General features: G+C 64.3%; 28 protein-coding genes. 19 read left to right on the top strand and 9 right to left on the bottom strand.

Annotated elements, in window-relative coordinates:
• Positions 1-41: 41 nt before the first annotated feature.
• Entirely contained in the window at positions 42-497 is a 456-nt protein-coding gene (locus K6G35_RS04110; RefSeq protein ID WP_035881597.1) for a DUF2214 family protein, read from the top strand.
• 87 nt (positions 498-584) lie between these two features.
• A complete protein-coding gene (locus tag K6G35_RS04105) occupies positions 585-1,592 on the top strand; it encodes a tripartite tricarboxylate transporter substrate binding protein (RefSeq protein ID WP_035881596.1) in 1,008 nt (335 codons plus the stop codon).
• Here K6G35_RS04105 and K6G35_RS04100 read toward each other — a convergent pair.
• Positions 1,564-3,381 (bottom strand): potassium/proton antiporter, encoded by a 1,818-nt coding sequence (locus K6G35_RS04100; protein ID WP_495676120.1) that lies wholly within the window; start codon positions 3,379-3,381, stop codon positions 1,564-1,566. The genes K6G35_RS04105 and K6G35_RS04100 overlap by 29 nt on opposite strands.
• A gap of 374 nt (positions 3,382-3,755) precedes the next feature.
• On the opposite strand from K6G35_RS04100, the gene K6G35_RS04095 reads away from it, so the two are divergent.
• On the top strand, positions 3,756-4,217 hold the full coding sequence (locus K6G35_RS04095; protein ID WP_008647137.1) for a tripartite tricarboxylate transporter TctB family protein: 462 nt from the start codon (positions 3,756-3,758) through the stop codon (positions 4,215-4,217).
• Positions 4,218-4,230: 13 nt separating this feature from the next.
• Entirely contained in the window at positions 4,231-5,733 is a 1,503-nt protein-coding gene (locus K6G35_RS04090) for a tripartite tricarboxylate transporter permease (protein WP_035881593.1), read from the top strand.
• 107 nt (positions 5,734-5,840) lie between these two features.
• Here the strand turns inward: K6G35_RS04090 and K6G35_RS04085 are convergent, their stop codons facing one another.
• Positions 5,841-6,725: a LysR substrate-binding domain-containing protein gene (locus tag K6G35_RS04085; protein ID WP_035881592.1), complete on the bottom strand. Its 885-nt coding sequence runs from the start codon at positions 6,723-6,725 to the stop codon at positions 5,841-5,843.
• A 169-nt stretch (positions 6,726-6,894) separates the two neighbouring features.
• Here K6G35_RS04085 and K6G35_RS04080 point away from each other — a divergent pair, with 169 nt between their 5' ends.
• The 4 genes from K6G35_RS04080 (at position 6,895) to K6G35_RS04065 (ending at position 11,392) form a co-directional block, all read left to right on the top strand.
• The gene (locus K6G35_RS04080; protein ID WP_035881591.1) at positions 6,895-7,872 is read left to right on the top strand and encodes a Bug family tripartite tricarboxylate transporter substrate binding protein; all 978 of its coding nucleotides are present in this window, start codon (positions 6,895-6,897) and stop codon (positions 7,870-7,872) included.
• Positions 7,873-7,950: 78 nt separating this feature from the next.
• The gene (gene ggt / locus K6G35_RS04075; RefSeq protein WP_495676119.1) at positions 7,951-9,576 is read left to right on the top strand and encodes a gamma-glutamyltransferase; all 1,626 of its coding nucleotides are present in this window, start codon (positions 7,951-7,953) and stop codon (positions 9,574-9,576) included.
• Between the two features lie 324 nt (positions 9,577-9,900).
• On the top strand, positions 9,901-10,761 hold the full coding sequence (locus tag K6G35_RS04070; protein ID WP_495676118.1) for a PhzF family phenazine biosynthesis protein: 861 nt from the start codon (positions 9,901-9,903) through the stop codon (positions 10,759-10,761).
• Between the two features lie 13 nt (positions 10,762-10,774).
• Positions 10,775-11,392, top strand: coding sequence for a pyridoxamine 5'-phosphate oxidase family protein (locus K6G35_RS04065; protein WP_008645230.1), 618 nt, complete (start codon positions 10,775-10,777; stop codon positions 11,390-11,392).
• Here the strand turns inward: K6G35_RS04065 and K6G35_RS04060 are convergent.
• Positions 11,389-12,840 (bottom strand): CoA transferase, encoded by a 1,452-nt coding sequence (locus K6G35_RS04060; RefSeq protein ID WP_286879783.1) that lies wholly within the window; start codon positions 12,838-12,840, stop codon positions 11,389-11,391. The two genes, K6G35_RS04065 and K6G35_RS04060, sit on opposite strands and share 4 nt — an antisense overlap.
• A gap of 279 nt (positions 12,841-13,119) precedes the next feature.
• Here K6G35_RS04060 and K6G35_RS04055 point away from each other — a divergent pair, with 279 nt between their 5' ends.
• From K6G35_RS04055 to K6G35_RS04025, 7 genes are all read left to right on the top strand, one after another.
• Entirely contained in the window at positions 13,120-14,868 is a 1,749-nt protein-coding gene (locus K6G35_RS04055; protein ID WP_008645226.1) for a glutamine--tRNA ligase/YqeY domain fusion protein, read from the top strand.
• A gap of 2 nt (positions 14,869-14,870) precedes the next feature.
• A complete protein-coding gene (locus K6G35_RS04050; protein WP_008645224.1) occupies positions 14,871-15,101 on the top strand; it encodes an RNA-binding S4 domain-containing protein in 231 nt (76 codons plus the stop codon).
• Positions 15,102-15,210: 109 nt separating this feature from the next.
• Positions 15,211-15,594, top strand: coding sequence for an MAPEG family protein (locus K6G35_RS04045; protein ID WP_008645223.1), 384 nt, complete (start codon positions 15,211-15,213; stop codon positions 15,592-15,594).
• Between the two features lie 39 nt (positions 15,595-15,633).
• A complete protein-coding gene (locus K6G35_RS04040) occupies positions 15,634-16,227 on the top strand; it encodes a YceI family protein (protein WP_035881583.1) in 594 nt (197 codons plus the stop codon).
• 127 nt (positions 16,228-16,354) lie between these two features.
• Positions 16,355-16,663, top strand: a complete 309-nt coding sequence (locus tag K6G35_RS04035) for a hypothetical protein (protein ID WP_011515645.1) — start codon at positions 16,355-16,357, stop codon at positions 16,661-16,663.
• A 132-nt stretch (positions 16,664-16,795) separates the two neighbouring features.
• A complete protein-coding gene (locus K6G35_RS04030) occupies positions 16,796-17,344 on the top strand; it encodes a YaeQ family protein (RefSeq protein WP_495676117.1) in 549 nt (182 codons plus the stop codon).
• A gap of 31 nt (positions 17,345-17,375) precedes the next feature.
• On the top strand, positions 17,376-17,723 hold the full coding sequence (locus K6G35_RS04025; protein WP_008645218.1) for an FKBP-type peptidyl-prolyl cis-trans isomerase: 348 nt from the start codon (positions 17,376-17,378) through the stop codon (positions 17,721-17,723).
• Between the two features lie 71 nt (positions 17,724-17,794).
• Here K6G35_RS04025 and K6G35_RS04020 read toward each other — a convergent pair whose 3' ends face one another.
• The 6 genes from K6G35_RS04020 to K6G35_RS03995 all read right to left on the bottom strand — a co-directional run bounded on the left by K6G35_RS04020 (position 17,795) and on the right by K6G35_RS03995 (position 22,076).
• Positions 17,795-18,022, bottom strand: a complete 228-nt coding sequence (locus K6G35_RS04020; RefSeq protein WP_008645216.1) for a sulfurtransferase TusA family protein — start codon at positions 18,020-18,022, stop codon at positions 17,795-17,797.
• 12 nt (positions 18,023-18,034) lie between these two features.
• Positions 18,035-18,631: an NUDIX domain-containing protein gene (locus tag K6G35_RS04015; RefSeq protein ID WP_029308293.1), complete on the bottom strand. Its 597-nt coding sequence runs from the start codon at positions 18,629-18,631 to the stop codon at positions 18,035-18,037.
• 60 nt (positions 18,632-18,691) lie between these two features.
• Positions 18,692-19,723, bottom strand: a complete 1,032-nt coding sequence (locus K6G35_RS04010) for a threonine aldolase family protein (RefSeq protein ID WP_008645214.1) — start codon at positions 19,721-19,723, stop codon at positions 18,692-18,694.
• Positions 19,724-19,763: 40 nt separating this feature from the next.
• The gene (locus K6G35_RS04005) at positions 19,764-19,952 is read right to left on the bottom strand and encodes a 4-oxalocrotonate tautomerase (protein WP_008645213.1); all 189 of its coding nucleotides are present in this window, start codon (positions 19,950-19,952) and stop codon (positions 19,764-19,766) included.
• Between the two features lie 19 nt (positions 19,953-19,971).
• The gene (locus tag K6G35_RS04000) at positions 19,972-20,745 is read right to left on the bottom strand and encodes a class II aldolase/adducin family protein (protein ID WP_008645212.1); all 774 of its coding nucleotides are present in this window, start codon (positions 20,743-20,745) and stop codon (positions 19,972-19,974) included.
• 86 nt (positions 20,746-20,831) lie between these two features.
• Complete coding sequence (locus tag K6G35_RS03995) at positions 20,832-22,076, bottom strand: YbfB/YjiJ family MFS transporter (protein WP_035881580.1); 1,245 nt, start codon at positions 22,074-22,076, stop codon at positions 20,832-20,834.
• Between the two features lie 197 nt (positions 22,077-22,273).
• Here K6G35_RS03995 and K6G35_RS03990 point away from each other — a divergent pair, with 197 nt between their 5' ends.
• The 4 genes from K6G35_RS03990 (at position 22,274) to K6G35_RS03975 (ending at position 25,251) form a co-directional block, all read left to right on the top strand.
• The gene (locus tag K6G35_RS03990; protein ID WP_051705322.1) at positions 22,274-23,686 is read left to right on the top strand and encodes an NfeD family protein; all 1,413 of its coding nucleotides are present in this window, start codon (positions 22,274-22,276) and stop codon (positions 23,684-23,686) included.
• Between the two features lie 36 nt (positions 23,687-23,722).
• Positions 23,723-24,478 (top strand): slipin family protein, encoded by a 756-nt coding sequence (locus K6G35_RS03985; protein WP_008645208.1) that lies wholly within the window; start codon positions 23,723-23,725, stop codon positions 24,476-24,478.
• 154 nt (positions 24,479-24,632) lie between these two features.
• The gene (locus K6G35_RS03980) at positions 24,633-25,079 is read left to right on the top strand and encodes a hypothetical protein (RefSeq protein ID WP_008645206.1); all 447 of its coding nucleotides are present in this window, start codon (positions 24,633-24,635) and stop codon (positions 25,077-25,079) included.
• Positions 25,080-25,113: 34 nt separating this feature from the next.
• Positions 25,114-25,251 carry a hypothetical protein gene (locus tag K6G35_RS03975; RefSeq protein ID WP_017511209.1) on the top strand — a complete coding sequence of 46 codons (138 nt, stop codon included), beginning with the start codon at positions 25,114-25,116 and terminating at the stop codon, positions 25,249-25,251.
• The last annotated feature ends 5 nt before the right edge of the window (positions 25,252-25,256 follow it).

Here is a 25,256-nt window from a genome sequence, read left to right as displayed (position 1 = left end):
AGCCGGTGATCATGACGTTTCCCCAACCCTGAGGAGAATGCATGCTGACCGACGCCCTGCTCGCGTTCCTGCACTTCACGGCGATTTTCGTCCTTGTCACGCTGATGGCCGCAGAGGCCGTCGTGCTGCGCCCGGACATGCCGCCTTCCGCCGTGCGCCGCCTGTCCCAATACGACTTCTTCTATTTCCTGTCGGCGATGGCAGTGCTGGCCACCGGACTGTTACGCCTGTTCTATGGCGCCAAGGGTGTGGACTTCTATCTGCACAACCCGTGGTTCCACGCCAAGATCACCGTGTTCGTGCTGATCGCGCTGGCCACGCTGCCACCGACGTTTGCCTTTGCGCGGTGGCGCAAGCAGTCGCTGAAGCTGCCCGAGTTCGTGCCGACTCCGGCCGAAATCAAGAAGGTGCGCCGCTGGGTCATGATCGAAGCCCATGCGTTCATCCTGCTACCGCTTTGCGCGGTGATGATGGCGCGCGGCATCGGCATCCACTGAGACCTCGATGGGCCGCGCCCTGCCGCGGCCTCTGGCCAGTCGCACCCGCGCTGGTCATTCGCTTTCCTCCTGTTTATCCACTGACTTATGTTGAAGACCCTGCTCTCCGCCGCGATGGGCGCCGCTATGGCCGCCACGCTGGCCTTTGCCGCGCCGGCCAGTGCCGCCAGCAACTGGCCCACCAAGCCGATCCGCTTCGTCGTGCCCTACCCGGCCGGCGGCCCGCTCGACACCGTAGCGCGCGCCATCGGCGAGAAGCTGCGCGATAGCCTCGGTCAGCCCGTGGTGGTGGAGAACCGGCCCGGCGCGGGCGGAAATCTTGGCGCGGACTTCGTGGCCAAGCAGCCCGCCGACGGCTACACGATCGTGATGGGCGCAGTGGCCACCCATGCGATCAACCCGACGCTGTTCGCCAAGATGCCGTATGACCCGGTCAAGGATTTCACGCCGATCACGCTCGTGGCCGACGTGCCGAACGTACTCGTGATGCACCCTGGCAAGGCCGCCGAACTGCACATCAATAACGTGCGCGATCTGGTCGAATACGCACGCAAGCATCCGGGCAAGCTCGACTACGCGTCGGGTGGCAACGGCAGCGCCGGACACCTGTCGGGCGAGCTGTTCAAGAGCATGGCGCACGTCAGCATGGTTCATATCCCGTACAACGGCGCGGCGCCCGCGCAAATGTCGGTGCTGTCGGGCCAAACCGACCTGATCTTCGACAACCTCGCGTCGGCGTCGGCCAACATCAAGGCGGGCAAGCTCAAGGCGTTCGCGGTCACCACGGCCAGCCGCGCGGCTGCATTCCCGGAACTGCCGACGATTGCCGAAGCCGGCAAGGGACTGGGCCTGGAGACCTTCGATATCTCCACGTGGTTCGGCGTGCTCGCACCGGCCGGCACCCCGCGCGACATCGTCGATCGGCTCAATCGCGACATCGTGGCGATCCTGAAGACCGACGACATGAAGGCGAAGCTGGCACGCATCGGCGCGCAGCCGGCGCCGACCACGCCTGACCAGTTCGCCACCCTGATCCAGCGCGAACTGAGGAAGTACAGCCAGATCGTCAAGGTTTCCGGCGCGAAGGTCGACTGACCTGGTCCAGCCCCGGCCGTGCCCGGTGACGCCGGCGCCAGCGATGGTTAGTGCCATCGCCAGCGCCCGCCGCCACCGGGCGCGGCAGCAGCAATCCCACCTGCACGATGCGGGGCCCGTCCATGCGGGTCACCGTCAGCCGCAAGCCGGCGATCTCCAACGCATCCCCCTCTACCGGCGGCGACCGGAACACCGCCAGCATCGCCTGTTCGAGCGTGCTCAACTGCTCGTGCGGCAGCAGCGCCCGGGTGCCATACAGCGCGGCGACATCCGCCAGACTCGCCTGTCCCGCAAGCAGAAAATCGTAGGTCACCTGGTCCCAGGCAGGCGGCGGTCCTGATGTCAGGAACAGTCGAGAAAGCACCGGCAGAACACCGCCGGGCGCCAGCACCGAGGCGATATCGCCAGCACGCAGGATGGCGCGGTCGAGCGGCACCAGCGCCCCGTCACGCGCCACGGTCATCAGGCGGCTGCGCATTGGCAATTCGAGTTGGTCCGCGCGCAAGCTGTCTACCGGCGAATTTGCCGCCACCTCGAACTGCATCAACTCCAGTGCTGGCGCCTGGGTGCCGCGCATCCGCTCACGCGATAGCGGTTCGTTGTAGAGCGGCCGCAGCACGCGCGCCAGCCGTGCGGCCAGGGCGACCGTGGTGCCCTGGCACAGCAGGCTGGCCAGCACCACCGCGAACGCCACGCGAAACAGCAACCCGGAATCCTTCATGCCCTGCAGCATCGGGAACAGCGACAGCACGATCGGCACCGCGCCGCGCAACCCCATCCACGCCACGAAACCCTTCTCGCGCGCGTTGAACCGGAACGGCAGCAACGAGATCCAGACGGCCACGGGCCGCGCCACGCACATCAGAAACAACGCCACGGCCGCGGCGGGCAGCGCGATGTCCCAGATCCGGTGCGGAGACACCAGCAGGCCAAGCAGCAGGAACATCGCCGACTGCGCCAGCCAGGCCATGCCGTCCATTGCGCGCATCGTGTCGCCGCTGACCGCGTGTTCCCGGTTGCCGACGATCATCCCGGTCAGGTAGACCGCCAGGAAGCCACTGCCGCCGGCAGTCTGCACGATCGCCCAGACCATACAGCCCCCCGAACAGACCAGAATGGCCTGCAGGCCCTCAGCCACGTTGACGCGCTCCATCACATTGGCCAGACAGTAGCCCAGCGCCGCGCCGAGCACCCCACCCACCCCGAACTGCACTACCAGCCGCGTCACCAGCGCACCTGGCGACAGCCCCTGCGGCGCGGTGATCCACTCGATCAACGTCAGGGTCAGGAAGATTGCCATGGGATCGTTGATGCCCGACTCGATCTCGAGCACGCTGGCCACGCGCTCCGTGAGCCGCACGCCGCTACCGTTGAGCAGGGAGAAGACAGCGGCGGCATCGGTCGAGCCAACGATGGCGCCGAGCAACAGCCCGAGCTTCCAGTCGATCCCGAGCAACCAGGAAGCAAACGCGCCGACCAGCACCGCCGTGATGACCACCCCCAGCGTGGCCAGCGACAAGGACGGCCGCAGCGCCACGCGGAAGGTGGCAAGGCGCGTGCGCAACCCCCCATCGAGCAGGATCACGGCCAGCGCGATATTGCCCACCAGGAAGCTGAGCCAGGTGTTGGAGAAGCGGATGCCGCCGGGGCCATCGACCCCGGCCGCCATGCCCACGCCCAGGAAGACCAGCAGGAACGGGACACCGAAGCGCGACGAGAAAACCCCGAGCAGGATGCCCGCCGTCATCACGACGGCGCCGAGCAGAATGGCGTGATCGATGCTTTCCATCCCGTGGCTCCCCGTACCGTCTTAGCGCCGATATACCGACCGGTTCTGTCGATGATAGTGCACGCCGAGGCCGACTCAACGCCCTGCTGCCAGACGTCCAATCTCCCGTTCGCCTCGTGATTTCCCTTGCATCGTCAACGACTTACGTCCGCCTTTCGAACAGCTTTCGGACGTATGCCTAGGGACATACCCTGAGGATGCACCCAAATGCAGACATATGAAAGGTAGCTGAAAGGATGCACTTTTAACTTCCACCCTGCCCGCGACGGGGAGTGTCGCCGGGCCGTGGGTGACGTGCACCCGCGACCCAGTTGACAGGCCGGTTTTCCGGCACGTCGCGTCAAGTTCAAGCAAGTCAATCGAGGAGAATCATTTTGCGCATACGCAGCCAAAAGGACTTTGCCTCCGGCCTGATGTTCATTCTGGTCGGTCTGGGCTTTTCCTTCGTCGCCCGTGGCTATTCCATGGGAACAGCCGCCAAGATGGGACCGGGCTACTTCCCGTTCTGGCTCGGCATCGTGCTCGCCCTGCTGGGCGCGCTGGTACTGTGGGGTTCGCTGTCGTCCAAGGCGGCACAAGACAGCCTGGAACGCTGGGACATCAAGATCCTGCTGTGGATCCTGGGTGCGGTCGTGCTGTTCGGCCTGCTGCTCAAGCCGCTCGGCATGGTGCTGTCGGTCGTGGTGCTGGTGCTGGTTTCCTCGATGGCCAGCCATGAATTCAGCTGGAAGGGTGCCGTTTTGAACGCGATCATCCTCGTGCTGATCAGCATGGGCGCCTTTGTGTACGGCATCAACCTGCAGATGCCGGTGTGGCCGGCTTTCCTGGCAAGCTAAGGAGACGGGCCTCATGGAACTGTTAGACAACCTCGGACTGGGCTTTGCAACCGCCCTGTCACTGCAAAACCTCGCGTACGCATTCCTGGGCTGCGTGCTCGGGACGCTGATCGGCGTGCTGCCGGGCCTCGGGCCTCTGGCAACCATCGCCATGCTGCTGCCGGTGACGTACACGCTGCCGCCGGTGGCCGCGCTGATCATGCTGGCCGGTATCTACTACGGCGCACAGTACGGCGGTTCGACCACCGCTATTCTGGTGAACCTGCCGGGCGAATCGTCGTCGGTGGTGACCACGATCGACGGCTATCAGATGGCACGTCGTGGCCGCGCTGGTGTGGCGCTGGCTACTGCTGGCCTTGGTTCGTTCTTCGCTGGCTGCGTGGCTACCCTGATCCTGGCCGCGTTTGCCGCGCCGCTGTCGGAACTGGCGTTCAAGTTCGGTCCCGCCGAGTACTTCTCGCTGATGGTGCTGGGCCTGATCGGCGCCGTGGTGCTGGCTTCGGGCTCGCTGGTGAAGGCCATCTCGATGATCGTGCTGGGCCTGTTGCTGGGTCTGGTCGGTACCGACGTGAACTCGGGCGCTGCGCGCTTCTCGTTCGACGTGCCTGAACTGACCGACGGCCTGAACTTCGTGTCGGTGGCGATGGGTGTGTTCGGCTTCGCGGAAATCATCGCGAACCTGGAACAGAAGGAAGCCCGCGAAACCTTCACGGACAGCGTGACGAACCTGTTCCCGACCAAGGAAGACTTCAAGCGCATGATTCCGGCGGTGCTGCGTGGCACGGCGCTGGGTTCGGCACTGGGTATCCTGCCGGGTGGCGGTGCCGCGCTGGCTTCGTTCGCCGCGTACTCGCTGGAAAAGAAGACGTCGAAGTTCTCGCACGAGTTCGGCAAGGGTGCGATCGAAGGCGTGGCAGGTCCGGAATCGGCCAACAACGCCGCTGCGCAGACCTCGTTCATCCCGCTGCTGACGCTGGGCATTCCGCCCAACGCCGTGATGGCGCTGATGGTCGGTGCGATGACGATCCACAACATCCAGCCTGGTCCGCAGGTGATGAGCAGCAACCCCGCGCTGTTCTGGGGCCTGATCGCTTCGATGTGGATTGGCAACTTCATGCTGATCATCCTGAACCTGCCGATGATCGGCGTGTGGGTGAAGCTGCTCAAGGTGCCGTACCGCTTCCTGTTCCCGGCGATCCTGACGTTCTGCTGCATCGGCGTGTACTCGGTCCAGAACACCACGTTCGACGTGTTCCAGACCGCGGCCTTCGGCGTGATCGGCTACCTGTTCATCAAGCTGAAGTGCGAACCCGCTCCGCTGCTGCTGGGCTTCGTGCTCGGACCGATGATGGAAGAAAACTTCCGCCGCTCGCTGCTGCTGTCGCGTGGTGACTTCACCGTGTTCGTGACGCGCCCGCTGTCGCTGGGTCTGCTGATCGGCGCGGCAGTGCTGGTACTGATCGTGGCCATGCCGTCGATCAAGGCCAAGCGCGAAGAAGCATTCCAGGAAGAGTAAGGCCTCCGGCCTCAGCTTCCGCCGTACTGGAAGGGCGCCCATTGCGGCGCCCTTTTTTCATTCCGGCGCCGCAGCAATGCGGCATTCAGTTGGGGCTCATGCGGCGTTCAGGTGGCGAACAAATCGGCACACGCGGCGCGGATCGCTTCGGTCACGTGCGCGCGGCCGTGATCGCGCCGCTCCAGCATGCCGATGGTGCGGACCATCGGCTCGCCATCGGCCTGCAGCGGCAGGATGCGCAGCGCCTCGTCTTCCTGCCAGCGGGCACGTTTTAGCAGCGGCACCACGGTCACCCCCACTTCCTGACGCACGAGTTCCACCAGGGCCTCGATCGAATTCAGTTCGAGAAACTCGTTGGTGCGCAAATGGGCGCGGCGGAGCGCGCGCTCCACCAGCACGCCGGTACGCTGGGTGCGATCGAACCGCAGGAACGGATTGGCCGCCAGCGCCTGACGCGCCGTATCGCCGCTGCTGCCCCGCGCGGCGATGGCCACCAGCGGCTCGTTATAGAGGGGCGTCCAGCGCAGCACCCCGGATGGGCGCGCCATGCCTTCGACCAGAAACGCCGCATCGAGCTCGCCGCCCTCCACCATCGTCGCCAATTCGATCGACTTCGCGCCGATAAGCCGGACATCAAGCGCTGCGTGCGTGCGCTTGAGCCGCGCCACGACATGCGACAGCCCACCCATCACCGACACCACCGCGCCGACCGCCACAGCCCCCGCCATCGCATCGGACCCTGAAAGTGGCAGCCGCATCTCCTCATAGAGATCCAGCAGCCGCCGCGCCATGGGCAGCAATTCCCGGCCATCGGCATTGAGCACTGCCACGCGCCCGCTGCGGTCGAACAGTTCGCGCCGCAATTCTTCTTCCAGGGAGCGCATCTGCAGGCTCACTGCCGCCTGGGTCAGCGCCACCTGACCGGCGGCAGCGGCGAACGAGCCATGCTCGGCCACGGCTACGAAGGTCCTTAGAAAGCGGATTGTGCTCATGGGGTGCTCATTGAATGCATATGGGTCGCTGGCCTCCTTGCTCGATTCACAAGTTTTTCTTGTGGATCAGGCAAGGAATATTAACTTTCATTATGTCGACCGGCGCGGAATAATTTTGGGTTGCTGCCCAGAAGAGATGCGCCGTACCCATCCGCACCGGAGAAGAGAAATGAAGACCTGGCTTCGCCTGATTGGCGTCGGCCTCGCCACGAGCCTGACCCTAGCTGCTGCCCCGTCGCACGCAGAGAACTATCCCAGCAAGCCGATCCGGCTGATCGTGCCCTTCCCGGCCAGCGGCGCCACTGATCTGCTGGCGCGCGCCATTGCCCAGAAGGTGGGCACGAGCATGGGCCAGCAGATCGTGGTGGACAACCGGCCCGGCGCCGGCGGCGCGATCGGCTCGGACATGGCGGCCAAGGCGCCCGCCGACGGCTACACACTGCTGATCGCCACGACCAGCACGCACTCTATCGGCCCGTATATCAACACCCATCTGCCGTACAACACCGAGACGGACTTCACGCCGATCGGCCAGGTGGCCACAGCCACCAACGTGCTGGTGGTGCCGAACTCGCTGCCGGTGAAGAACGTCAAGGAACTGATCGACTACGCCAAGAAGCATCCGGGCGAATTGAATTACGCATCGAGTGGCAACGGCACGGTCGTGCATCTGACCGCCGAAGCATTCAAGGCCCAGGCCGGTGTGTTCATCACACATATTCCGTACCGTGGCACGGCGCTGGCGGTACCTGACCTGATCTCGAACAAGGTGCAGATCCTGTTCGACAGCATCGTATCCGGCATGCCGCACGTGAAGGACGGCAAGCTGAAAGCGCTGGCCGTGACCAGCATGAAGCGCTCGCCGCTGGCGCCGGACCTGCCGACGGTCAACGAATCGGGGCTGCCCGGATTCGAATCGGACACATGGTTCGGCATCTATGGCCCCAAGGGCCTGCCGGCAGATATCGTCAACCGCCTGAACAGCGAGTTCAACAAGGCCATCCAGTCGCAGGACGTCAAGGATCGCCTGGCCAAGCTCGGCGCCGAGCCCGTTGGCGGCACACCGGCGCAGTTCGCCGCGATGGTGAAGAAGGACAGCGCCCGCTGGGGCAAGCTGATCAAGGATCGGAAGATCCAGGTGGATTGATTCTTTGATCCCCAATTTTGCTCTGCTCTCCTGCGTGATGGGAGAGCAGAGAAAACACTAGGCATAGCGAGAGACACCATGCAGAACTTCAACTGGACCAACCCCTACCCCACCGTGCGCATTCCGCTGTTCGCGCGCAACGTTGTGTCGACCTCGCATCCGCTGGCGGCCCAGGCCGGCCTGCGGATGCTGCTCAAGGGCGGCAACGCAGTGGACGCCGCGATTGCCGCCGCCGCGGCGATCACGCTGGTGGAACCAGTGTCGTGCGGCCTGGGCAGCGATGCCTTCGCAATCCTGTGGGACGGAAAGCAACTGCACGGCCTGAATTCGTCGGGCGTGGCGCCGGCCGCGTGGAATCCGGACTACTTCAAGAACAAGTACGGCGCCGATGGCAACGGCCTTGCGAACCGGCCCATCCGTGGCTGGGATTCGGTCACCGTGCCTGGTGTCATCGCCGGCTGGGCCGCGCTGCACGAACGCTTCGGCAAGCTGCCGTTCGAAGACCTGATGGAACCCGCGATCGAGATCGCAGAACGTGGCTATGCAGTGCCGCCGGTGGTTGCGCACAAGTGGGCCGCCGCCGTGCCGGACCTCAAGAGCCAGCCCGGCTTTGCCGACACGTTCATGCCGAATGGCCGCGCGCCGGCCGTCGGCGAGAAGTTCTTGTTCAAGGATGCCGCAGACACGCTGCGCAAGATCGGCGCCACTGGCGGCCGTGCGTACTATGAAGGCGAAATCGCCGAGAAAATCGCCGCGTTCAGCAAGGCATGCGGTGGCGCGATGACGCTCGACGATCTGCGCAACTACCGCCCCGAGTGGGTCACGCCGATCAGCAAGTCCTACCGTGGCTACGAAGTGCACGAGATTCCGCCGAACGGCCAGGGCATTGCCGCGCTGATGGCGCTGGGTATCCTCGATCAATTCGACGTCGGCTCGCTGTCGGTGGATTCAGTCGACTCGCAGCACCTGCAGATCGAGGCGATGAAGCTTGCCTTCGCGGACCTGTACCGCTACGTGGCCGATCCGCGCAGCATGGAGGTCACGCCCGAGCAGATGCTGGACGAGGCCTACCTGAAGTCCCGCGCCAAGCTGATCGACATGCAGCGCGCGACGCATTTCAACTTCGGCATGCCCCGCACTGGCGGCACGATCTACCTGACCGCGGCGGACGAGAACGGCATGATGATCTCGTTCATCCAGTCGAACTACATGGGCTTCGGTTCCGGCGTCGTGGTGCCGGGCACCGGCATCAGCCTGCAGAACCGTGGCGTGGGATTCTCGATGGATCCGAAGTCGGCCAACGTGGTGGAAGGCGGCAAGCGCCCGTTCCACACGATTATCCCGGCCTTCCTGACAAAGCAAGGCAAGCCCGTAATGAGCTTCGGCGTCATGGGCGGCGATATGCAACCGCAAGGTCATCTGCAAACCGTCGTGCGCATGCTCGACTACAACCAGCAACCGCAGGCTGCCTGCTGCGCACCGCGCTGGAAGGTCAACCGCGACTTCACGCTGGACGTTGAAGGCACCATGGACCCGAACACCGTGGCCGGGCTCAAGGAGCGCGGCCACAAGCTCAAATCCGTGGAAGACCCGTATATGGACTTCGGCTCCGGCCAGTTCATCTGGCGTTTGTCGGACGATGCCGAGCAAGGCTATGTGGCCGCCAGCGACAGCCGCCGCGACGGTCAGGCCGTGGGCTTCTGAGGCAGAGGTTTAGCTGTACCGCTGTAGGTAGTACGTAGTAGAAGTCCTGCGAGGCGCCATGGGGAAACCCATGGCGCCTATTTTCATTCCGGGATTGCCACGCTCAGTACTCAATACACCGGCAGGCTCAGGAAGCGCCTGATCGCCACGGCATAGACGATATCAATGCAAAAGGCGCCAATCGTAGTTCGCTCAAACGCGCGCGCCGCTTGCATCAGGTCCCGGGCTGCAACTGTTCCGCTGCATTCGCGTGAAACTGTGCATGGCATGGCGTGGAGGCTCCCGTACACTTGCCGAGTCGCTGATTTCTGGAAAGCCGCCCCCATGCCTACTTTTGCCTACCGAATCGTCAACGTATTCGCCGAGTCCACCTTCGGCGGCAATCCCCTGTGTGTGTTCGAGGACGCGCGCGGACTCGATGACGCGACCATGCAGGCGCTGGCCCTGCAGTTCAACCTGTCGGAGACCACCTTCGTGCTCCCATCCGACAACGCCAACGCCGCCGTGCGCATTTTCACGCCGGGATACGAGATGCGCTTCGCGGGCCATCCGACGCTTGGCACGGCGCACGTTGTACGGGACCTGATGAAAACGGGCGACGCGCTTTCGCTGGAGTTCAAGGCCGGCGTGGTCCCGGTCACGGCCAAGGGCGACCGCTGGACACTGACCGCACCGCACACGGGCGCACCAAAGACCGCCCCGGCGGGCCTGCCGGATGCCGAGATGGCATCGTTACTGGGTCTGACCATGGACGATCTTGCCGGATCACCGATGTGGGTCGACACCGGCGCCGACCAATTGTTGGTCCCCGTGAAGACGCCCGACGCAGTACGTCGCGCACAACCGGACAGCAGCCGGCTCGATCGCTGGCCGCAAAGCAGCCTGGGCCGCAAGACCGCCTATGTCTTTGCATTCGACCCGGAACAGCCAGGCAAGGCACTTGTGCGGTATTTCTTCACCAAGCAAGGCGGCGGCGTAGCGGAAGACCCAGGCACCGGCTCCGCTTGCGCCAACCTGGGCGGATGGCTGGTGGCAACCGGCCACCCGTTGCCCGCCAGCTACGAGGTGGACCAGGGCGAGTTCGTCGATCGCCGCTGCCGGCTGGACCTGAACGTGACCACCGAGGGCGCGATTCGCGTGGGCGGCCGCGTGATCGAACTCGGTCGCGGCACCGTGACACTCTGACAAGGACTCTGCCATGCCATCGCACGACATTGCCACACTTGCCGATCTCGAATCGTTGTACGCCGAGCCGTCAGGGGCATCGCTTGCCAAGGAGGTGGACTACCTCCACCCGTATTACCGAGCCTTTGTGGAGGCGTCACCGTTCTGTCTGCTCTCGACGGCCAGCGCAAAGGGAGGCGACTGCTCCCCACGTGGCGACGCGCCCGGATTCGTGCATGTGCTCGACGATCGCACATTGTTGCTGCCGGACCGTCGCGGGAACAATCGCATCGACAGCCTGCGCAATATCATCGCCGACCCGCGGGTCGGACTGCTGTTCCTGATTCCGGGCGTCAACGAAACACTGCGTGTCAGCGGGACGGCAAAGATCTCCACGGATCCGGATCTGATCGCCCGCTGCGTGGTGCAGGACAAAGCGCCGACCTCGGTGCTCGTGATCGCGATCCAGTCGGTGTTCTTCCAGTGCGCCCGCGCGCTGATGCGATCGCACCTGTGGTCCGCCGACGCGCAGATTTCACGTGAGACGCTGCCAAGCAATGGCACGATCGTCGCAACGCTAAGCCAGAATGCGATCGACGCCACCACCTACGATCGCGAACTCCCGGACCGGCTGCGCAATAACCTCTACTAGCGCGGCAGCCACTCGGCCGCGTGGGTACCGAGCGGTTCGGACGGCAACGCCCAATATGCCGGCGTTTCCGATAACCGGGCCGCGTGACGCACCACGGTCAACTCGCCGAAGCCCGACTCCTGCACTTCGAGCAGGTCCGAAATCTCGTCGATGTGCTGGTCGGGCACGCCGAAACCATCCGGCACACGACCTAGCCCGCGCAACCATTGCCCGACCTGGGCCAGCGACACGCGCACATGCCAGCTTCCGCCTTCCACCGCGCGGCGGTGCAGCGCCGCCATCGCGCCAAAGGCCAGCAGGTATCCCGCGGCATGATCCAGCACCTGCGCCGGAAGCGGCTTCGGTTCAGTGCTGCCGGCTGCCCGGGCTTCGTCGTCATTGAAGCCGGTGGCCGTCTGCACGAGCGAATCAAAACCACGCTTACCCGCCCACGGCCCGACATGGCCATAGGCAGATAGCGACACATAGACGATGCCCGGACGCGCGCGCGCCGCGGCTTCGGCGCCGACCCCAAGCTCCGCCAGCCCGTTCGGGCGATATCCCTGCACCACGACATCCGCGCCATGCAGCAGCTTGTGCAGCGCGCGCTTGTCATCCGCGTCGCGCAGATCGAGCTGGCAGGAACGTTTGCCACGGCCGGTATCAATGACGAGCGGCGGAATCGACGGCAGGTGCGCAGCCGAAACCAGCAGCACATCGGCGCCGTGGGCGGCCAGTGTCCGCCCCGCCACCGGGCCGGCGATGATGCGCGTGAAGTCGAGCACGCGGACGCCGGACAGCGGCCTGGCATCGACATTGATTTCGGCCTGGGGTGCAAATGCCGGCAGCGGCATCGGCGGCGCATCGCCGATCCGTTCGATGATGACCGGCGGTAGCCCCCGCAACGCCTGAGCCTGCGGGTGCGCCTGCCATTCGTCATAGGTCCGCATCGCCGCCACGACCATGCCGGCGTCCGAAGCCGCCGCTTCGAAGTCCTCGGCCTTCCACTTGGACAGCGCGGCGCGCACGGCATCCTTGTCGTGCGCGCAATGCAGAAGCTTCAGCACGCCATCCCGATGATGCGGAAAATTCGTATGCAGCCTGACCCAGCGGCCATCGCCGCACGGGTACAGCCCCGCGATCTTGTCCCATAGCTCGGGCGCCGCGCCACCCTTGACGCGCAGATAGCGCTCGCTGCGAAACTCGGCCATGGCATGGCGCATGTCGACCGCGACGCCCTGCCAGTTGCCGGTCCGCTGCGCCCACAACGCGGCGGCAGCCAGCGCCGACGCACCCAGGCTGGCCTGGGCCGCAGTGCCAATGGCGAAGCTGGATGGGAGAACCGGATCGGCGCCGGTCAGCGTCAGATGCCCAAGTGCTTCCGGGGGCATCCCGGCCTCGCGCCAGAGCGCGGCCAGGACATCGGGGGCAGTTTGGGGGGAAACGGTGGCAAAGGAAGCGGAGTTCATGGCTTGTATTCCAGCAGCGGCAAGCCCCGGACTGTGCGACGATTGCGCACCACGGCCCGAGGTCCACCGCACGATGACGACCCTGATATCTCGTGGATTCTGCACCACTTCAGCCCATCGCGCCGTGAGACGATTCGGAAAAAGCCCCGCAGGTGCCGGGTTACCCCGCAGGCACGGTAAAATCGCCCCATTCCACGGAACATCAGGACCGCAAACCGGGTCAATCCAGGCCCGGACCGTCCGCCCAAGCAATCGAGCCGCCCCCGTTGCGGCGACAACATGAGCCACGACACCAAACCCAACGACACGCCCGCCGCCTCCAACTTCCTGCGGAGCATCATCGACCAGGACCTCGCCACCGGCACCTACGCCGGCCGCGCGGACAAGCAAGGCGACCCGCTGCCGACCGTCATCACGCGCTTCCCGCCGGAGCCGAACGGCTACCTGCACATTGGTCACGCCAAGAGCATCTGCGTGAACTTCGGGCTGGCCCGCGACTATGCCGGCCGCTGCCATCTGCGCTTCGATGACACGAACCCGGTGAAGGAAGATACCGAGTACGTCGACTCGATCATCGATGCCGTGCACTGGCTCGGCTTCTCCTGGGACAGCGCCCAGGCTGGCAGCACGCCGCACCTGTACTTCGCGAGCGACTACTTCGACCAGCTCTACAAGTTTGCCGAGACGCTGATCGAGCGCGGCGTGGCCTATGTGGACAGCCAGAGCGCCGAGCAGATCGCCGCCATGCGCGGCAACTTTTCCGAGCCGGGCAAGCCGTCGCCGTTCCGCGACCGCTCGGTCGAGGAGAACCTGAAGCTGTTCCGCGAGATGCGCGACGGCAAGTACGCCGACGGCGAGCACGTGCTGCGCGCGAAGATCGACATGACCGCCCCGAACATCGTGATGCGCGATCCGGTGCTCTACCGCATCCGCCACGCCCATCACCACCGTACCGGCGACAAGTGGTGCATCTACCCGATGTACGACTTCACGCATTGCATCTCGGACGCGATCGAGAACATCACGCATTCGCTGTGCACGCTCGAGTTCGAAAACAACCGCCCGCTCTATGACTGGGTGCTCGAGCACCTGCGCGACGCTGGCGTGTTCGCCAATCCGCTGCCGCATCAGTACGAATTCGCGCGCCTGAACCTGACCTACGCGATCACCAGCAAGCGACGCCTGAAGCAGCTCGTGGACGAGCAGCGCGTGACCGGCTGGGACGATCCGCGGATGCCCACCATCGTCGGTATCCGCCGCCGCGGCTACACGCCCGAGTCGATCCAGCTCTTCTGCGATCGCGTGGGTGTGTCGAAGGCCGATAGCTGGATCGACATGAGCACGCTCGAAGGCGCGGTCCGTGATGACCTCGACGCGCGGGCACCGCGCAGCGTTGCCGTGCTGGACCCGCTCAAGCTGATCCTGGACAACTACCCGGAAGGCCAGAGCGAGGAATGCTCGGCGCCGGTGCACCCGAAGCAGCCTGAAATGGGCCGCCGCGTGTTCCCGCTGTCGCGTGAGCTGTGGATCGAGCGCGAAGACTTCAACGAGAACCCGCCGAAGGGCTACTTCCGTCTGTTCCCAGGCAACAAGGTGCGCCTGCGCTACGGCTATGTGATCGAATGCACCGGCGTCGACAAGGATGCCGACGGCAACGTGATTGCCGTGCATGCGAACTACCTGCCGGAAACCAAGAGCGGCACGCCTGGCGCGGACAGCGTCAAGGTCAAGGGCAACATTCACTGGGTCAGCGCGCCTCACGCGTGTGAAGCCGAAGTCCGCCTGTACGACCGTCTGTTCAACGACCCGAACCCGGATGCCGGTGGCAAGAACTTCCTGGACGCGCTGAATCCGAACTCGAAGAAGGTCGTGACCGCCTATCTGGAGCCGGGCCTGCGCGATGCCAAGCCAGAGGATCGTTTCCAGTTCGAGCGGCACGGTTACTTCGTCGCGGACCGCGTGGATTCGCAGCCGGGCAAGCCGGTGTTCAACCGCACGGTTGGACTCAAGGACAGCTGGGGCAAGTAAGCATGGCGCAAACGATTACTTTTCCGCTTGATCGCGAGTTCATCGCGCTGAATGACCTGCTGAAGCTTGCCGGCGTCTGCGACAGCGGCGGTGCCGGCAAGGCGCTGGTCGCGGCGGGCGAGGTATCGGTGGACGGTGCGCCCGAGTCACGCAAGACCGCGAAGATCCGTGCTGGCCAGGTGGTCGGCGTGGGCGGCACCGGTGGTGTGCGCATCAAGGTGGTGGCAGCCTGAACGCCAGGCAGTGCGATCACGAGGCGGCGGTGCAATACCGTCGCCTCATCAACTTGTCACATGATTGGCCGCATCAAATCGAAGGCGAAGCGGCTTCCAAGGAGCACTAATGCCAATCGCGTTCTGGTGTGTACTCGTGGCTGGCCTGATGCCGGTCCTGACCGTCGCCGTTGCCAAGGCCGGTAGCCGTGGTTACGACAACCATGACCCACGTGCCTGGCTGGAACGACAGAGCGGCCGCGCGCGGCGTGCCGACATGGCCCACCGCAATCATTTCGAGGCATTCCCGTTCTTCGCCGCCGCCGTGCTGATCGCCTCGCATCTGGCCGCACCGCAAGCACGAATCGACGAACTGGCGATTGCTTTCATCGTCATCCGGGTTCTGTACACCATTTGCTACCTGACTGATCGCGCCACGCTGCGCACGTTGTTCTGGACGATTGGGCAACTGACGGTGATCGGCATATTCCTGCTGCCCGTCTTCGTTCACTGAGTCTGTTCACGGATTGCGTCCATGAAGCGGAGGCCCCGAATGCGCGTCGTCCTTCCGATTGCCGCAGCCCTGCTGGCCTCCCCTGCCCTGGCCGCGCCGGCCACCTACACCGTGGACCCGACACACACCGCCGTGTACTTCGGCGCGAGTCACTTTGAACGCACCACGGTTCGTGGCCGCTTCGGCAAGATGGACGGGCGCATTCTTTACGACCCCGACAGCGGCACCGGGTCCATCGACTTCACCGTTGACACCGACTCCGTCGACACGGGCAACCGCAGCCTCGATGGTGTGCTGCGTTCCGCGCAGTTCCTCGACGCCCAGAACTTCCCCGTTGCCCGGCTACAGGCGAACCGCTTTATTGTCGAGAACGGCAAGCTTGTCGCCGTGGAAGGTTCGCTATCGCTCCATGGCGTCAGCCAGCCCTTGCGGCTCGAGGCCGATCGATTCAGTTGCGGGGAGACGGTCCTGTTTGGTGTCAGGCGGAACGTGTGCGGCGGCGACTTCCATGCCAGTTTTCCGCGCAGTGCCTTCGGAATAACACGCTTCCTGCCCGAGGTTGGCGATCTGGTCACACTTCAGGTGTCGGTCGAAGCATCCCCCGCCGGCGCGGCGGAACCCGCGGGAAAATAGCCAGAGGCACAGCCTGTCGAAGGCGACCCGGCGTCACCTTTAGCTGGAAGAAGTTCAGTAAAATCAGCCCTTTGCCAAGACCATCCAGCCGCGTAGCCCCACTGCGAACGGCGATGCGCGAGCCAAGATGAGCATGATTCACCTGAACGACGTCGTTGCGGCGTCGCTAGCTGCTGCCGGCGCCTGCCTGGCGTGCAGCATTCCCGCCGATTTTCTTCGCCGATTTCCACTCTGGGCCTACAAGACCTATGGCCGTGGCGCGCTGTTGCTGCCGCTGCTCGCCGTCATGGTCGGGACGTTGATCGCTGGTGTAGCCGTTGAGGGCGACATCAACAGTGATGGCGGTATTGCCTTGGTGGCGGCCGCCTCGTTCCTGGGCTTGATACTGGCTTCCGCCCTGCTGCGCTTCTGGCTCGCCGACTATCGCAAGCGCTGACCCGGCGCGGGCCAGCCGGGACATTTACCGCCCCGGCTACCCCATTTCCATCGTATCGACGTCCGGATCACGTATGATTCGGCCTTTCGCGCACAGAGCACGATTGCTGGCGCGTGCCGCTTACCTGATCCCATGGCGCTCAAGTCCACCATTTTCAAAGCCGACCTGTCCGTGTCCGACATGGATCGGCCGTACTACGGCAGCCACACGCTGACCATTGCCCAACACCCGTCCGAGAACGACGCACGCATGATGGTCCGCCTGCTGGCCTTTGCCTGCGAAGCCACCGAGACGCTGACCTTCACTCGCGGCCTGGACGAGCCCGACGAACCCGATCTCTGGGACAAGACGCTGACCGGCGACATTTCGCACTGGATCGACCTCGGCCAGCCCGACGAAACCCGGCTGAAGCGTGCGGCCGCACGTGCCGATCACGTCACCGTCTATACCTACCAGAGCGCCAGCGCGCGTGAATGGTGGAAAGGCATGTCAGGCAAGGCCAGCAAGCTGCGCAACGTGACCATCTACAATGTGCCTTCGGATGCCGTGGAAGCGCTGGCACGTATGGCCCAGCGTGCCATGCGCCTGTCCGTGACCATCCAGGATGGCGACATCTGGGTCAGTGACGACGACCACAATGTGCAGATTGCGCGCGAGGTACTCCAGCGCGCGGACGATTGATTCCCAGCCACACTCAAAAAGGAAGACTGCGATGCAAACCACTCCCTCCGGCCTGCAATTCGAAGACACCGTCGTCGGTTCGGGCGACGAAGCCAAGGCAGGCAAGCATGTGACCGTGCACTACACCGGCTGGCTCTTCGAGAACGGCCAGGCTGGCCGCAAGTTCGATTCGAGCAAGGATCGTAACGACCCGTTCGTGTTCCCGCTGGGCGCCGGTCACGTCATTCGCGGTTGGGACGAAGGCGTGCAGGGCATGAAGGTTGGTGGCACGCGCCGCCTGGTCATTCCCGCCGACCTGGGCTACGGTGCCCGTGGCGCCGGTGGTGTGATTCCTCCGAATGCCACGCTGTTGTTCGAAGTGGAACTGCTCGCGGTCTGAGCCAGCACCCGCCAATAAAAAACGGACGCCTTGGCGTCCGTTTTTTATTGCGCATGAAGCACAAGCGAGAATCAGCGGCGCTTCATGTAGAACACAAAGACCTTGTCGACCTCGGCGTGCGACAGCAACTCATTGCCCGTCTGCTTCGCGAATGCCTGGAAATCGCGCGTGGCGCCCGGATCGGTGGCCAGCACCTTGAGCACTTCGCCACTGGCCATGTCAGCCAGCGCCTTCTTGGTCCGCAGGATCGGCAGCGGACAATTCAGGCCGCGGGCGTCCACTTCTTTTTGGAAATCCATTCCTCACACCTTCTATTTCTGATAGATGCCGTATTGTAGCGAAGCGCCGAGCAGGCTGAAGTCGGTCGGGCGACGCGGATCGGGGATGTCGTCACCGGTGGCGCGGTCATAGAATCGCACCGGCATTCCGCGGCGCTCCAGGAAATCGGCCACGGCAAAGCCGGTACCCGCATTCCAGATCCGCATCTTCTCCGGTGCCACTAGTTTGTATTCCGCCAACTCTTCCGACAACCGGATACTCCCGGTCGCCTGAACGTGGTAGGCAATGATCAGCTCGTTCTTACGCATGAAGTCGTAGACACCAATCAGCGATGCCGACACCGTATCGAGATTGGTCTCTTCCTTGAGCTCGCGTGCCACGCCCAGTTCCGGCGTTTCGTCGCGTTCCATAAAGCCGGTCACCAGCGCGAACATCTTCTCGGGCCACACGGCATTGCGTGCCAGCAGCAGCTTGCCCTCGTACTCGACCACGGCCGCCAGCACCGGCAACGGATTGTCCCAATGCACGAATCCGCAGCCATCCCGCAGGCAAACATGGCGATAGCGTCCAGACATTGGCAGATGCTCAAGTTCCGAACCGCATTGCGGGCAAAAACGATAGTTATGCATCGGGGGTCTCCTGTCTTCTGTCTCGTTATTGTTGATGAATGCTGGATGCGTAACTGCCCTTCAACCCGGGCAGGCCGCGCGGATATCGGCGGCAAACGCTTCCACTGTATCTGGCTGCAGGTCCCACGCGCACATCAGCCGGCACCCGCCTGCGCCGATGAAGGTGTAGAACAGCCAGCCCCGGGCGCGCAGCGCCTCGATGGCCGGCAGCGGCAGTTCGGCAAAGACGGCGTTTGCCTCGGTCGGGAACATGATGCGCACGCCAGGAATATCGGCGATGCGCTGGTGAAGCAGCGTCGCCATGGCGTTGGCGTGGCGCGCGTTATTCAGCCACACGTCGTTTTCGAGCATGCCGAGCCATGGCGCCGAAATAAAACGCATCTTCGATGCCAGTTGCCCCGCCTGCTTCACACGGTAGGCAAAGTCCTCCGCCAGCTTGCGGTCGAAGAAAACCACGGCCTCCCCCACGGGCAAGCCATTTTTGGTGCCGCCAAAGCAGAGCACATCGACGCCCGCACGCCAGGTGATTTCTGACGGGTGCACACCGAGCGATGCCACCGCATTGGCGAATCGAGCGCCATCCATATGCACGCGCAACTGGCGCCGCTTGGCGATGGCCGCAATGGCGCGCACTTCCTCCACCGTGTAGACGGTGCCCACCTCGGTGGCCTGCGTCAGCGAGACGACACGCGGCTTCGGATAGTGGATATCGGCGCGGCGCGTGACCAGCGCCTCCACCGCATCGGGCGTCAGCTTGCCGTTCTCGCCGGGGGCGGTGAGCAGCTTCGACCCGTTCGAGAAGAACTCGGGGCCGCCGCACTCGTCCGTTTCGATATGGGCGAGTTCATGACAGATCACCGAGTGGTAAGACTGGCACAGCGACGACAGCGCAAGCGAATTGGCCGCCGTGCCATTGAAGACGAAGAAGACCTCGCAATCGGTCTGGAACAGATCGCGGATGCGATCGCAGACCTTTTGCGTCCAGCTGTCGTCGCCGTAAGCCTTCTCATGGCCGCTGGCGTTGGCCTCGAGAAAATATTTAAGCGATTCCGGGCAGAAACCCGCGTAATTGTCCGAGGCGAACTGCTGCATGGTGGAGACTGCGGAGGTCATCGTTCAGCCTTGCTGGAAGTTACTTCTTGTCGGCCCAGAGTTCGCCACCGGTAGCCCAGTTCTCGCGCTTGACGTCGGTGATGATGATGTCGACCGCGCCCGAGGAGCAGCCAAGCGTCTCGCACGTGACACGGGTAACTTCCTCGACAAACTTGCGCTTCTGCTCGACGGTGCGGCCTTCAAACATTTCTACGTGGAAAGTGGGCATTCGTGACTCCTTTGGAATGTCAGTTCTTGTAAGAGGGATCGATTTTATCGAGTTTGCGCAGCAGTGCGGGCCATTCCATCACGCCCTCGACGGCGCCACCGTCATAAAGCTGCAGAGAGGTCTTGTCCGCAATGGCCGCTGACGGCTGGACGGTAGCGCTGCCGAGCTGCGCGCCGAGCTGGATCTCACACGCCTTGATCAGCGTGGCCATCAACACATAGGCCTCCGCCACCGTGCGGCCCACGGTCAGCGTGCCGTGGTTGCGCAGCAGCATGGCCGGGTGCCCGCCCAGCGACCCGGTAAGCCGCCCGCCCTCAGCCGGCGAGAACGCCAGCCCTTCGTAATCGTGATAGGCAATCCGCCCGTGGAAACGCATCGCATGCTGCGAGAGCGGCAGCAGCCCTTCGGCCTGAGCCGACACCGCGATACCTGCGGTGTTATGCAGGTGCATCACGCAGTGCGCATCGGGGCGGGCCGCATGGACCGCGCCGTGCAGCGCAAAGCCTGTCACGTTGACGGGATGGACGGTTTCGCCGACCACCTCGCCTCGGCTGTTGATCTTGACGAGATCGGACGCACGAATCTCGTCGAAGGCAAAGCCAAACGGATTGATCAGGAAGTGATCGGGCTCACCGGGCACGGTGGCCGAAATATGGGTGTAGATCAAGTCATCCCAGCGCGCCAGCGCGGCCAGCCGGTAGGCGGCGGCAAGGTCCACGCGCACGCGCGCTTCTTCGTCGCTGATCGGGAAAGCCGGGCCCGCGGCACGGCCGGGCTGCAAGGCAAAAGACATGGGGCAAAGGCTCCGCGCCGCCCTGCAACGCCTGCGCGGGTGCGTCCGGTCGAGTGAGCGGCGGAGCCGATACTGTAGCGCAGTCCTCAGGCGCCGGCATGGGCCGGTTTGCCACCCACCGGCATCGCGCGCGACATCCAGACGTAGATCAGTGCGCCCAGCAGCAACGCGCCGGCTGCCACTGCCAGCGACGCCGAAAATCCGCCCGTGCGGGCCACCAGCGCCGTGGCCAGCGGCGGCCCCGCGATCTGGCCGAGCGCGTATGCCGCCGTCATCAGGCCGATCAACTTCGAGGCACGCTGGCCCCACAGGCGCCGCGCTTCACGCATCGCAAACGACACCAGCGCCGTGAACGGCAGGCCCACCAGCAGGCTGCTGAGCGCGAATCCGGCCACCGTCGGCCAGACCGCCGCCACGCCCACGCCGATGGCCTGCATCGTGTACAGGATCGTCATCATGCGGCGGTTGTCGTGGTGCATGCCCACGCGCGTGACCAGATACGCGCCCACCATCACCCCTGCTCCCAGGATCGGCCAGAACAGGTCTGCCCAGACACTGCCCGGCATGGCCTGGCGTGCGATCACCGGCAGGAATGTCGCGGTAATGATGTAGCCGAATCCGGCCAGGCCGTAAGCCAGCGTCAGGGCCCAGGTTTCAAGGTCGAGTCTCGGCGTGGGTGCCGGTGCGAGAGTTGGTGCGCTGCCGCCGCACGGCGCGTGTAACGCTGGAGGCGGCGAACCGAACACACGCCACACCAGCGCCAGCATGACCGCGCCAAGCACCGCGAACGTCATCCATCCCCAATTGGCCAGCCAGTGCGCCGCCACCATGCCGAACGCCGACACCCCTGTGATCACGATGCCGACCCCCGGCCCGCAGAACATCAGGCCGCCAAGGGTCGGATGGTCGAGTTCGGCGAGCCGCTGCATACACCACGCGGTCGCGTAGACCATCACCACCGCGCTGGCGATACCGGCCAGCGTGCGCCAGGCGAGCCACGCCACCATGCCGCCCGGGAGCGCCATGGCCAGCGTCAGCACCACGGTCAGCACCAGCGCGCCGCGCACCATGCGCACCGGGTCGGGCCGGATGAACAGGCATAACAATGCACCCAGCAGGTAGCCGATGTAGTTCAGCGTCGCCAGCGCACTGCCCTCGGCCAGGGTCACGGTGCCGTCGTGCAGCATCATCGGCAGCAGCGGCGTGAAGGCGAAGCGCCCGATGCCCATGGCCAGCGCCAACGAGACGAGCCCGGCCAGCGCCACGGCCCATGGGCCAGCGGTTTGCCGGGTCAACAATCCGGAGGAAACATCGGCGTTTGCGGAAGGCATGTGACGGAATCCGGGCTGGCGCCGCATTCGGCGGATTTGACAATGTCGCCAATGCTACGCCTGAATCGTCATACCTGCCGGCAGCCGGCCGGCCCGCGCCGGCACGCGCCGGCACCAATGCGCGATGGCGGAATGTGGCCGGTCGCCTACACTGGAAGTGGCGCGGCCACGGCATTCACTGCGGGCCGCTCCCCGCCATGACACTCGCACCGATCCGAGGCTGGCTGGCCCGGGTGCGCTGGCTCGCACTGGGGCACGCCCTCGGGCTCACCTTGCTGGCGATTGCAGGCGCGCACGCGCAGTCCGCGTCATCCGCATCCACCGCGCCTGCCGTGCCGCCGGTCTACGTCATCCCCATCCAGGGCGCCATCAGTCCGGCCAGCGCCAGCTTTGCCGTCCGCGGCATCGAGCAGGCCCGCAAGCATGGGGCGCAACTCATCGTGATCGAGATAGATACGCCAGGCGGCCTGGACAAATCGATGCGCGACATCATCCAGGCCATCATCGCATCGCCCGTGCCGGTTGCAACATACGTCTATCCCGGCGGCGCGCGGGCCGCCAGCGCGGGCACCTACATCCTCTACGCCAGCCACATCGCCGCAATGGCGCCCGGCACCAACCTGGGCGCGGCCAGCCCCGTGGCGATCGGCATTGGCGGCCCGAAACCGGAAGCGGGTCCGGCACCCGCATCGGCACCATCCAGCGCCCCGGCGGCCGAGGACACGATGACACGCAAGCAGATGCATGATGCATCCGCCTATATCCGAGGGCTGGCGCAGTTGCGACACCGCAATGCGGACTGGGGCGAGCGCGCGGTAAGAGAGGCGGTGAGCCTATCCGCCGACGAAGCCGTGGCGCAGCATGTGGCGGACTTGATCGCCGTCGACCTTCCGGTACTGCTCAGGCAGGTGGACGGCAAACACATCGAGGCCGCGGGCGCCGTGCGCACCCTGCATACGGCGGGCGCGCCCGTGGTCACGCTGGAACCCGACTGGCGCAGCCGCCTGCTCGCCGTCATCACGGACCCGAGCGTCGCGCTGATCCTGATGATGATCGGCATCTACGGTCTGATCTTCGAGTTCTCCACGCCGGGCATGGTCGTGCCGGGCATTGCCGGCGCGATCTGCCTGCTGCTGGGCCTGTTCGCGCTGCAGATGCTGCCCGTCAACTACGCCGGGCTGGCGCTGATCGCGCTTGGCGTCGGCTGCATGACCGCGGAGCTGTTCCTGCCGACGTTCGGCGCGCTGGGTGTTGGCGGCATCATCGCCTTTGCGTTCGGCGCCGTGATGCTGATCGACACCGACGTGCCTGGCTTCGGCGTGCCGCTATCGCTGATTGCCACCCTGTCCACGGTGTCGGCGGTCTTCCTGTTCGGCATGTCGATGGTGCTGTTGCGCGCGCGCCGGCGGCCAGTTGTCAGCGGCGCAGACGCGCTGGTCGGCAGCATCGGCGTGGTGATCGACGATGCCCCGGCAGACGGATGGGCAACGGTCCATGGCGAACAATGGCGTATCCATAGCGCCGCCCCGCTGGTACGTGGCCAACGCGTGCGCGTGACGGCGCGGCGTGGGCTGGTGCTCGACGTGACGACCGCGGGCGAACGGTCATGAGCATTCCCACTGAAACAAGAACGGAAGGAGTCTGATATGGCTTTCGGATTCAGCTTCGGCGGCTTGATCTTCCTGCTGGTTCTGCTGGTGATCTCCGCATTTCGCGTGCTGCGCGAGTACGAGCGCGGCGTGGTATTCATGCTTGGGCGCTTCTGGCGCGTCAAGGGACCTGGGCTGGTGCTGATCATCCCCGCCATCCAGCAGATGGTGCGCGTGGACCTGCGCACCGTGGTACTGGACGTGCCCCCTCAGGACGTGATCTCGCACGACAACGTATCCGTCAAGGTCAACGCGGTGATCTACTTCCGGGTGGTCGACCCGGAACGCGCGATCATCCAGGTGGCCAACTTCCTCGAGGCCACGAGCCAGCTCGCGCAGACCACGCTACGCTCGGTGCTAGGCAAGCACGAGCTCGACGAAATGCTTGCGGAAAGGGAGAAGCTGAACCTCGACATCCAGAAGGTGCTCGACGCCCAGACGGACGCATGGGGTATCAAGGTATCGAATGTCGAGATCAAGCATGTCGACCTCAACGAGACGATGGTCCGCGCGATCGCACGGCAGGCCGAGGCCGAACGCGAGCGGCGCGCCAAGATCATTCATGCCGAAGGCGAATTGCAGGCATCGGTGAAGCTGCTGGAAGCCGCGCAGATGCTGGCGCGTCAGCCGGAGGCGATGCAACTCCGCTACCTGCAAACGCTCACCCAGATCGCTGGCGACAAGAGTTCGACCATCGTCTTCCCGTTGCCAATGGGCGTGCTGTCAGCACTTGCCGGCGGAGGGTCGAAATAGCACATTTTGATGCGATTGATTGGCCTCAAGAGTTGGCTCTGGGCGCCACAATCGTTCACAACTTCCCTATTGGCATGAGCCGGATCGAGGCCTAGCATCGGCCTCGCCGTCTGCACCTTTGCTGACGGTTTCCTCCACTCATTTCAATGGCACCATGGCAAGGACTATCGAGCTGTTCGGCTGGTTTGTGTTCAACGTCGCGATTCCGTTGCTCGCGCCGTTAGCACTGCTGCCGCTAGCCAAAGTGCCCCACTTCTTCCGGGAAGAAAGTCACGGCATCGTCCGGCGTGCGATCGAAGGCGGACAGCTACTCTGGGCCGCGATCCCGATGAGCGCCAGCGCCTGCTACCTGCTGGCTTCCGCGCTGGATGAGTCCCACTGGAACCGCCAGACCATGTGGATTGGCATTGCGATGCATGTGTTCCTGATCGTCTTCGCAGCCGTGCTGGTACTGCTGGGCGCAATGGAAGCCAGCGCCGCAGTCACGCGTCCACGCAATCGACCTAACTGGGTCTTGAGGATTTCAGTCTGCCTGACGATCGTCAGTGCGGGAGCCTATTTCGGGATCTATGCCGAACTGGTTCGGCCCAACGGCCTTTGAAAACATCGCGAACCATCAGCCAAGGAGCATCAACATGCAGAAAGCCATCATCAGATTCCTGGAAGACAACGAACTTCAGCGCAAGGTGATGACCAGGGTCTTCAAAGGGTACCTCGTCGTCTACGCGTCGTGGGTTGCCTGGGGCATCTATCTGAAACATGCGGCAGCTTGAAGGTG

This window comes from Cupriavidus sp. HY129, assembly GCF_059492215.1.
This window is presented reverse-complemented; position numbering and strand designations above follow the sequence as displayed.

Excerpts from the sequence above, each read along its gene's own strand:
- K6G35_RS04030 (WP_495676117.1), top strand. The coding sequence starts at position 16,796 with ATGGCGCTCAAGTCCACCATTTTCAAAGCCGACCTGTCCGTGTCCGAC.
- K6G35_RS04065 (WP_008645230.1), top strand. The coding sequence starts at position 10,775 with ATGCCATCGCACGACATTGCCACACTTGCCGATCTCGAATCGTTGTAC.
- K6G35_RS04105 (WP_035881596.1), top strand. The coding sequence starts at position 585 with ATGTTGAAGACCCTGCTCTCCGCCGCGATGGGCGCCGCTATGGCCGCC.
- K6G35_RS04090 (WP_035881593.1), top strand. The coding sequence starts at position 4,231 with ATGGAACTGTTAGACAACCTCGGACTGGGCTTTGCAACCGCCCTGTCA.
- K6G35_RS03985 (WP_008645208.1), top strand. The coding sequence starts at position 23,723 with ATGGCTTTCGGATTCAGCTTCGGCGGCTTGATCTTCCTGCTGGTTCTG.
- K6G35_RS04015 (WP_029308293.1), bottom strand. The coding sequence starts at position 18,631 with ATGCATAACTATCGTTTTTGCCCGCAATGCGGTTCGGAACTTGAGCAT.
- K6G35_RS04085 (WP_035881592.1), bottom strand. The coding sequence starts at position 6,725 with ATGAGCACAATCCGCTTTCTAAGGACCTTCGTAGCCGTGGCCGAGCAT.
- K6G35_RS03980 (WP_008645206.1), top strand. The coding sequence starts at position 24,633 with ATGGCAAGGACTATCGAGCTGTTCGGCTGGTTTGTGTTCAACGTCGCG.
- K6G35_RS04040 (WP_035881583.1), top strand. The coding sequence starts at position 15,634 with ATGCGCGTCGTCCTTCCGATTGCCGCAGCCCTGCTGGCCTCCCCTGCC.
- K6G35_RS04025 (WP_008645218.1), top strand. The coding sequence starts at position 17,376 with ATGCAAACCACTCCCTCCGGCCTGCAATTCGAAGACACCGTCGTCGGT.
- K6G35_RS03975 (WP_017511209.1), top strand. The coding sequence starts at position 25,114 with ATGCAGAAAGCCATCATCAGATTCCTGGAAGACAACGAACTTCAGCGC.
- K6G35_RS04060 (WP_286879783.1), bottom strand. The coding sequence starts at position 12,840 with ATGAACTCCGCTTCCTTTGCCACCGTTTCCCCCCAAACTGCCCCCGAT.
- K6G35_RS04005 (WP_008645213.1), bottom strand. The coding sequence starts at position 19,952 with ATGCCCACTTTCCACGTAGAAATGTTTGAAGGCCGCACCGTCGAGCAG.
- K6G35_RS03990 (WP_051705322.1), top strand. The coding sequence starts at position 22,274 with ATGACACTCGCACCGATCCGAGGCTGGCTGGCCCGGGTGCGCTGGCTC.
- K6G35_RS04050 (WP_008645224.1), top strand. The coding sequence starts at position 14,871 with ATGGCGCAAACGATTACTTTTCCGCTTGATCGCGAGTTCATCGCGCTG.
- K6G35_RS04035 (WP_011515645.1), top strand. The coding sequence starts at position 16,355 with ATGAGCATGATTCACCTGAACGACGTCGTTGCGGCGTCGCTAGCTGCT.
- K6G35_RS04110 (WP_035881597.1), top strand. The coding sequence starts at position 42 with ATGCTGACCGACGCCCTGCTCGCGTTCCTGCACTTCACGGCGATTTTC.
- K6G35_RS04100 (WP_495676120.1), bottom strand. The coding sequence starts at position 3,381 with ATGGAAAGCATCGATCACGCCATTCTGCTCGGCGCCGTCGTGATGACG.
- K6G35_RS04000 (WP_008645212.1), bottom strand. The coding sequence starts at position 20,745 with ATGTCTTTTGCCTTGCAGCCCGGCCGTGCCGCGGGCCCGGCTTTCCCG.
- K6G35_RS03995 (WP_035881580.1), bottom strand. The coding sequence starts at position 22,076 with ATGCCTTCCGCAAACGCCGATGTTTCCTCCGGATTGTTGACCCGGCAA.
- K6G35_RS04080 (WP_035881591.1), top strand. The coding sequence starts at position 6,895 with ATGAAGACCTGGCTTCGCCTGATTGGCGTCGGCCTCGCCACGAGCCTG.
- K6G35_RS04020 (WP_008645216.1), bottom strand. The coding sequence starts at position 18,022 with ATGGATTTCCAAAAAGAAGTGGACGCCCGCGGCCTGAATTGTCCGCTG.
- K6G35_RS04010 (WP_008645214.1), bottom strand. The coding sequence starts at position 19,723 with ATGCAGCAGTTCGCCTCGGACAATTACGCGGGTTTCTGCCCGGAATCG.
- ggt (WP_495676119.1), top strand. The coding sequence starts at position 7,951 with ATGCAGAACTTCAACTGGACCAACCCCTACCCCACCGTGCGCATTCCG.
- K6G35_RS04070 (WP_495676118.1), top strand. The coding sequence starts at position 9,901 with ATGCCTACTTTTGCCTACCGAATCGTCAACGTATTCGCCGAGTCCACC.
- K6G35_RS04055 (WP_008645226.1), top strand. The coding sequence starts at position 13,120 with ATGAGCCACGACACCAAACCCAACGACACGCCCGCCGCCTCCAACTTC.
- K6G35_RS04045 (WP_008645223.1), top strand. The coding sequence starts at position 15,211 with ATGCCAATCGCGTTCTGGTGTGTACTCGTGGCTGGCCTGATGCCGGTC.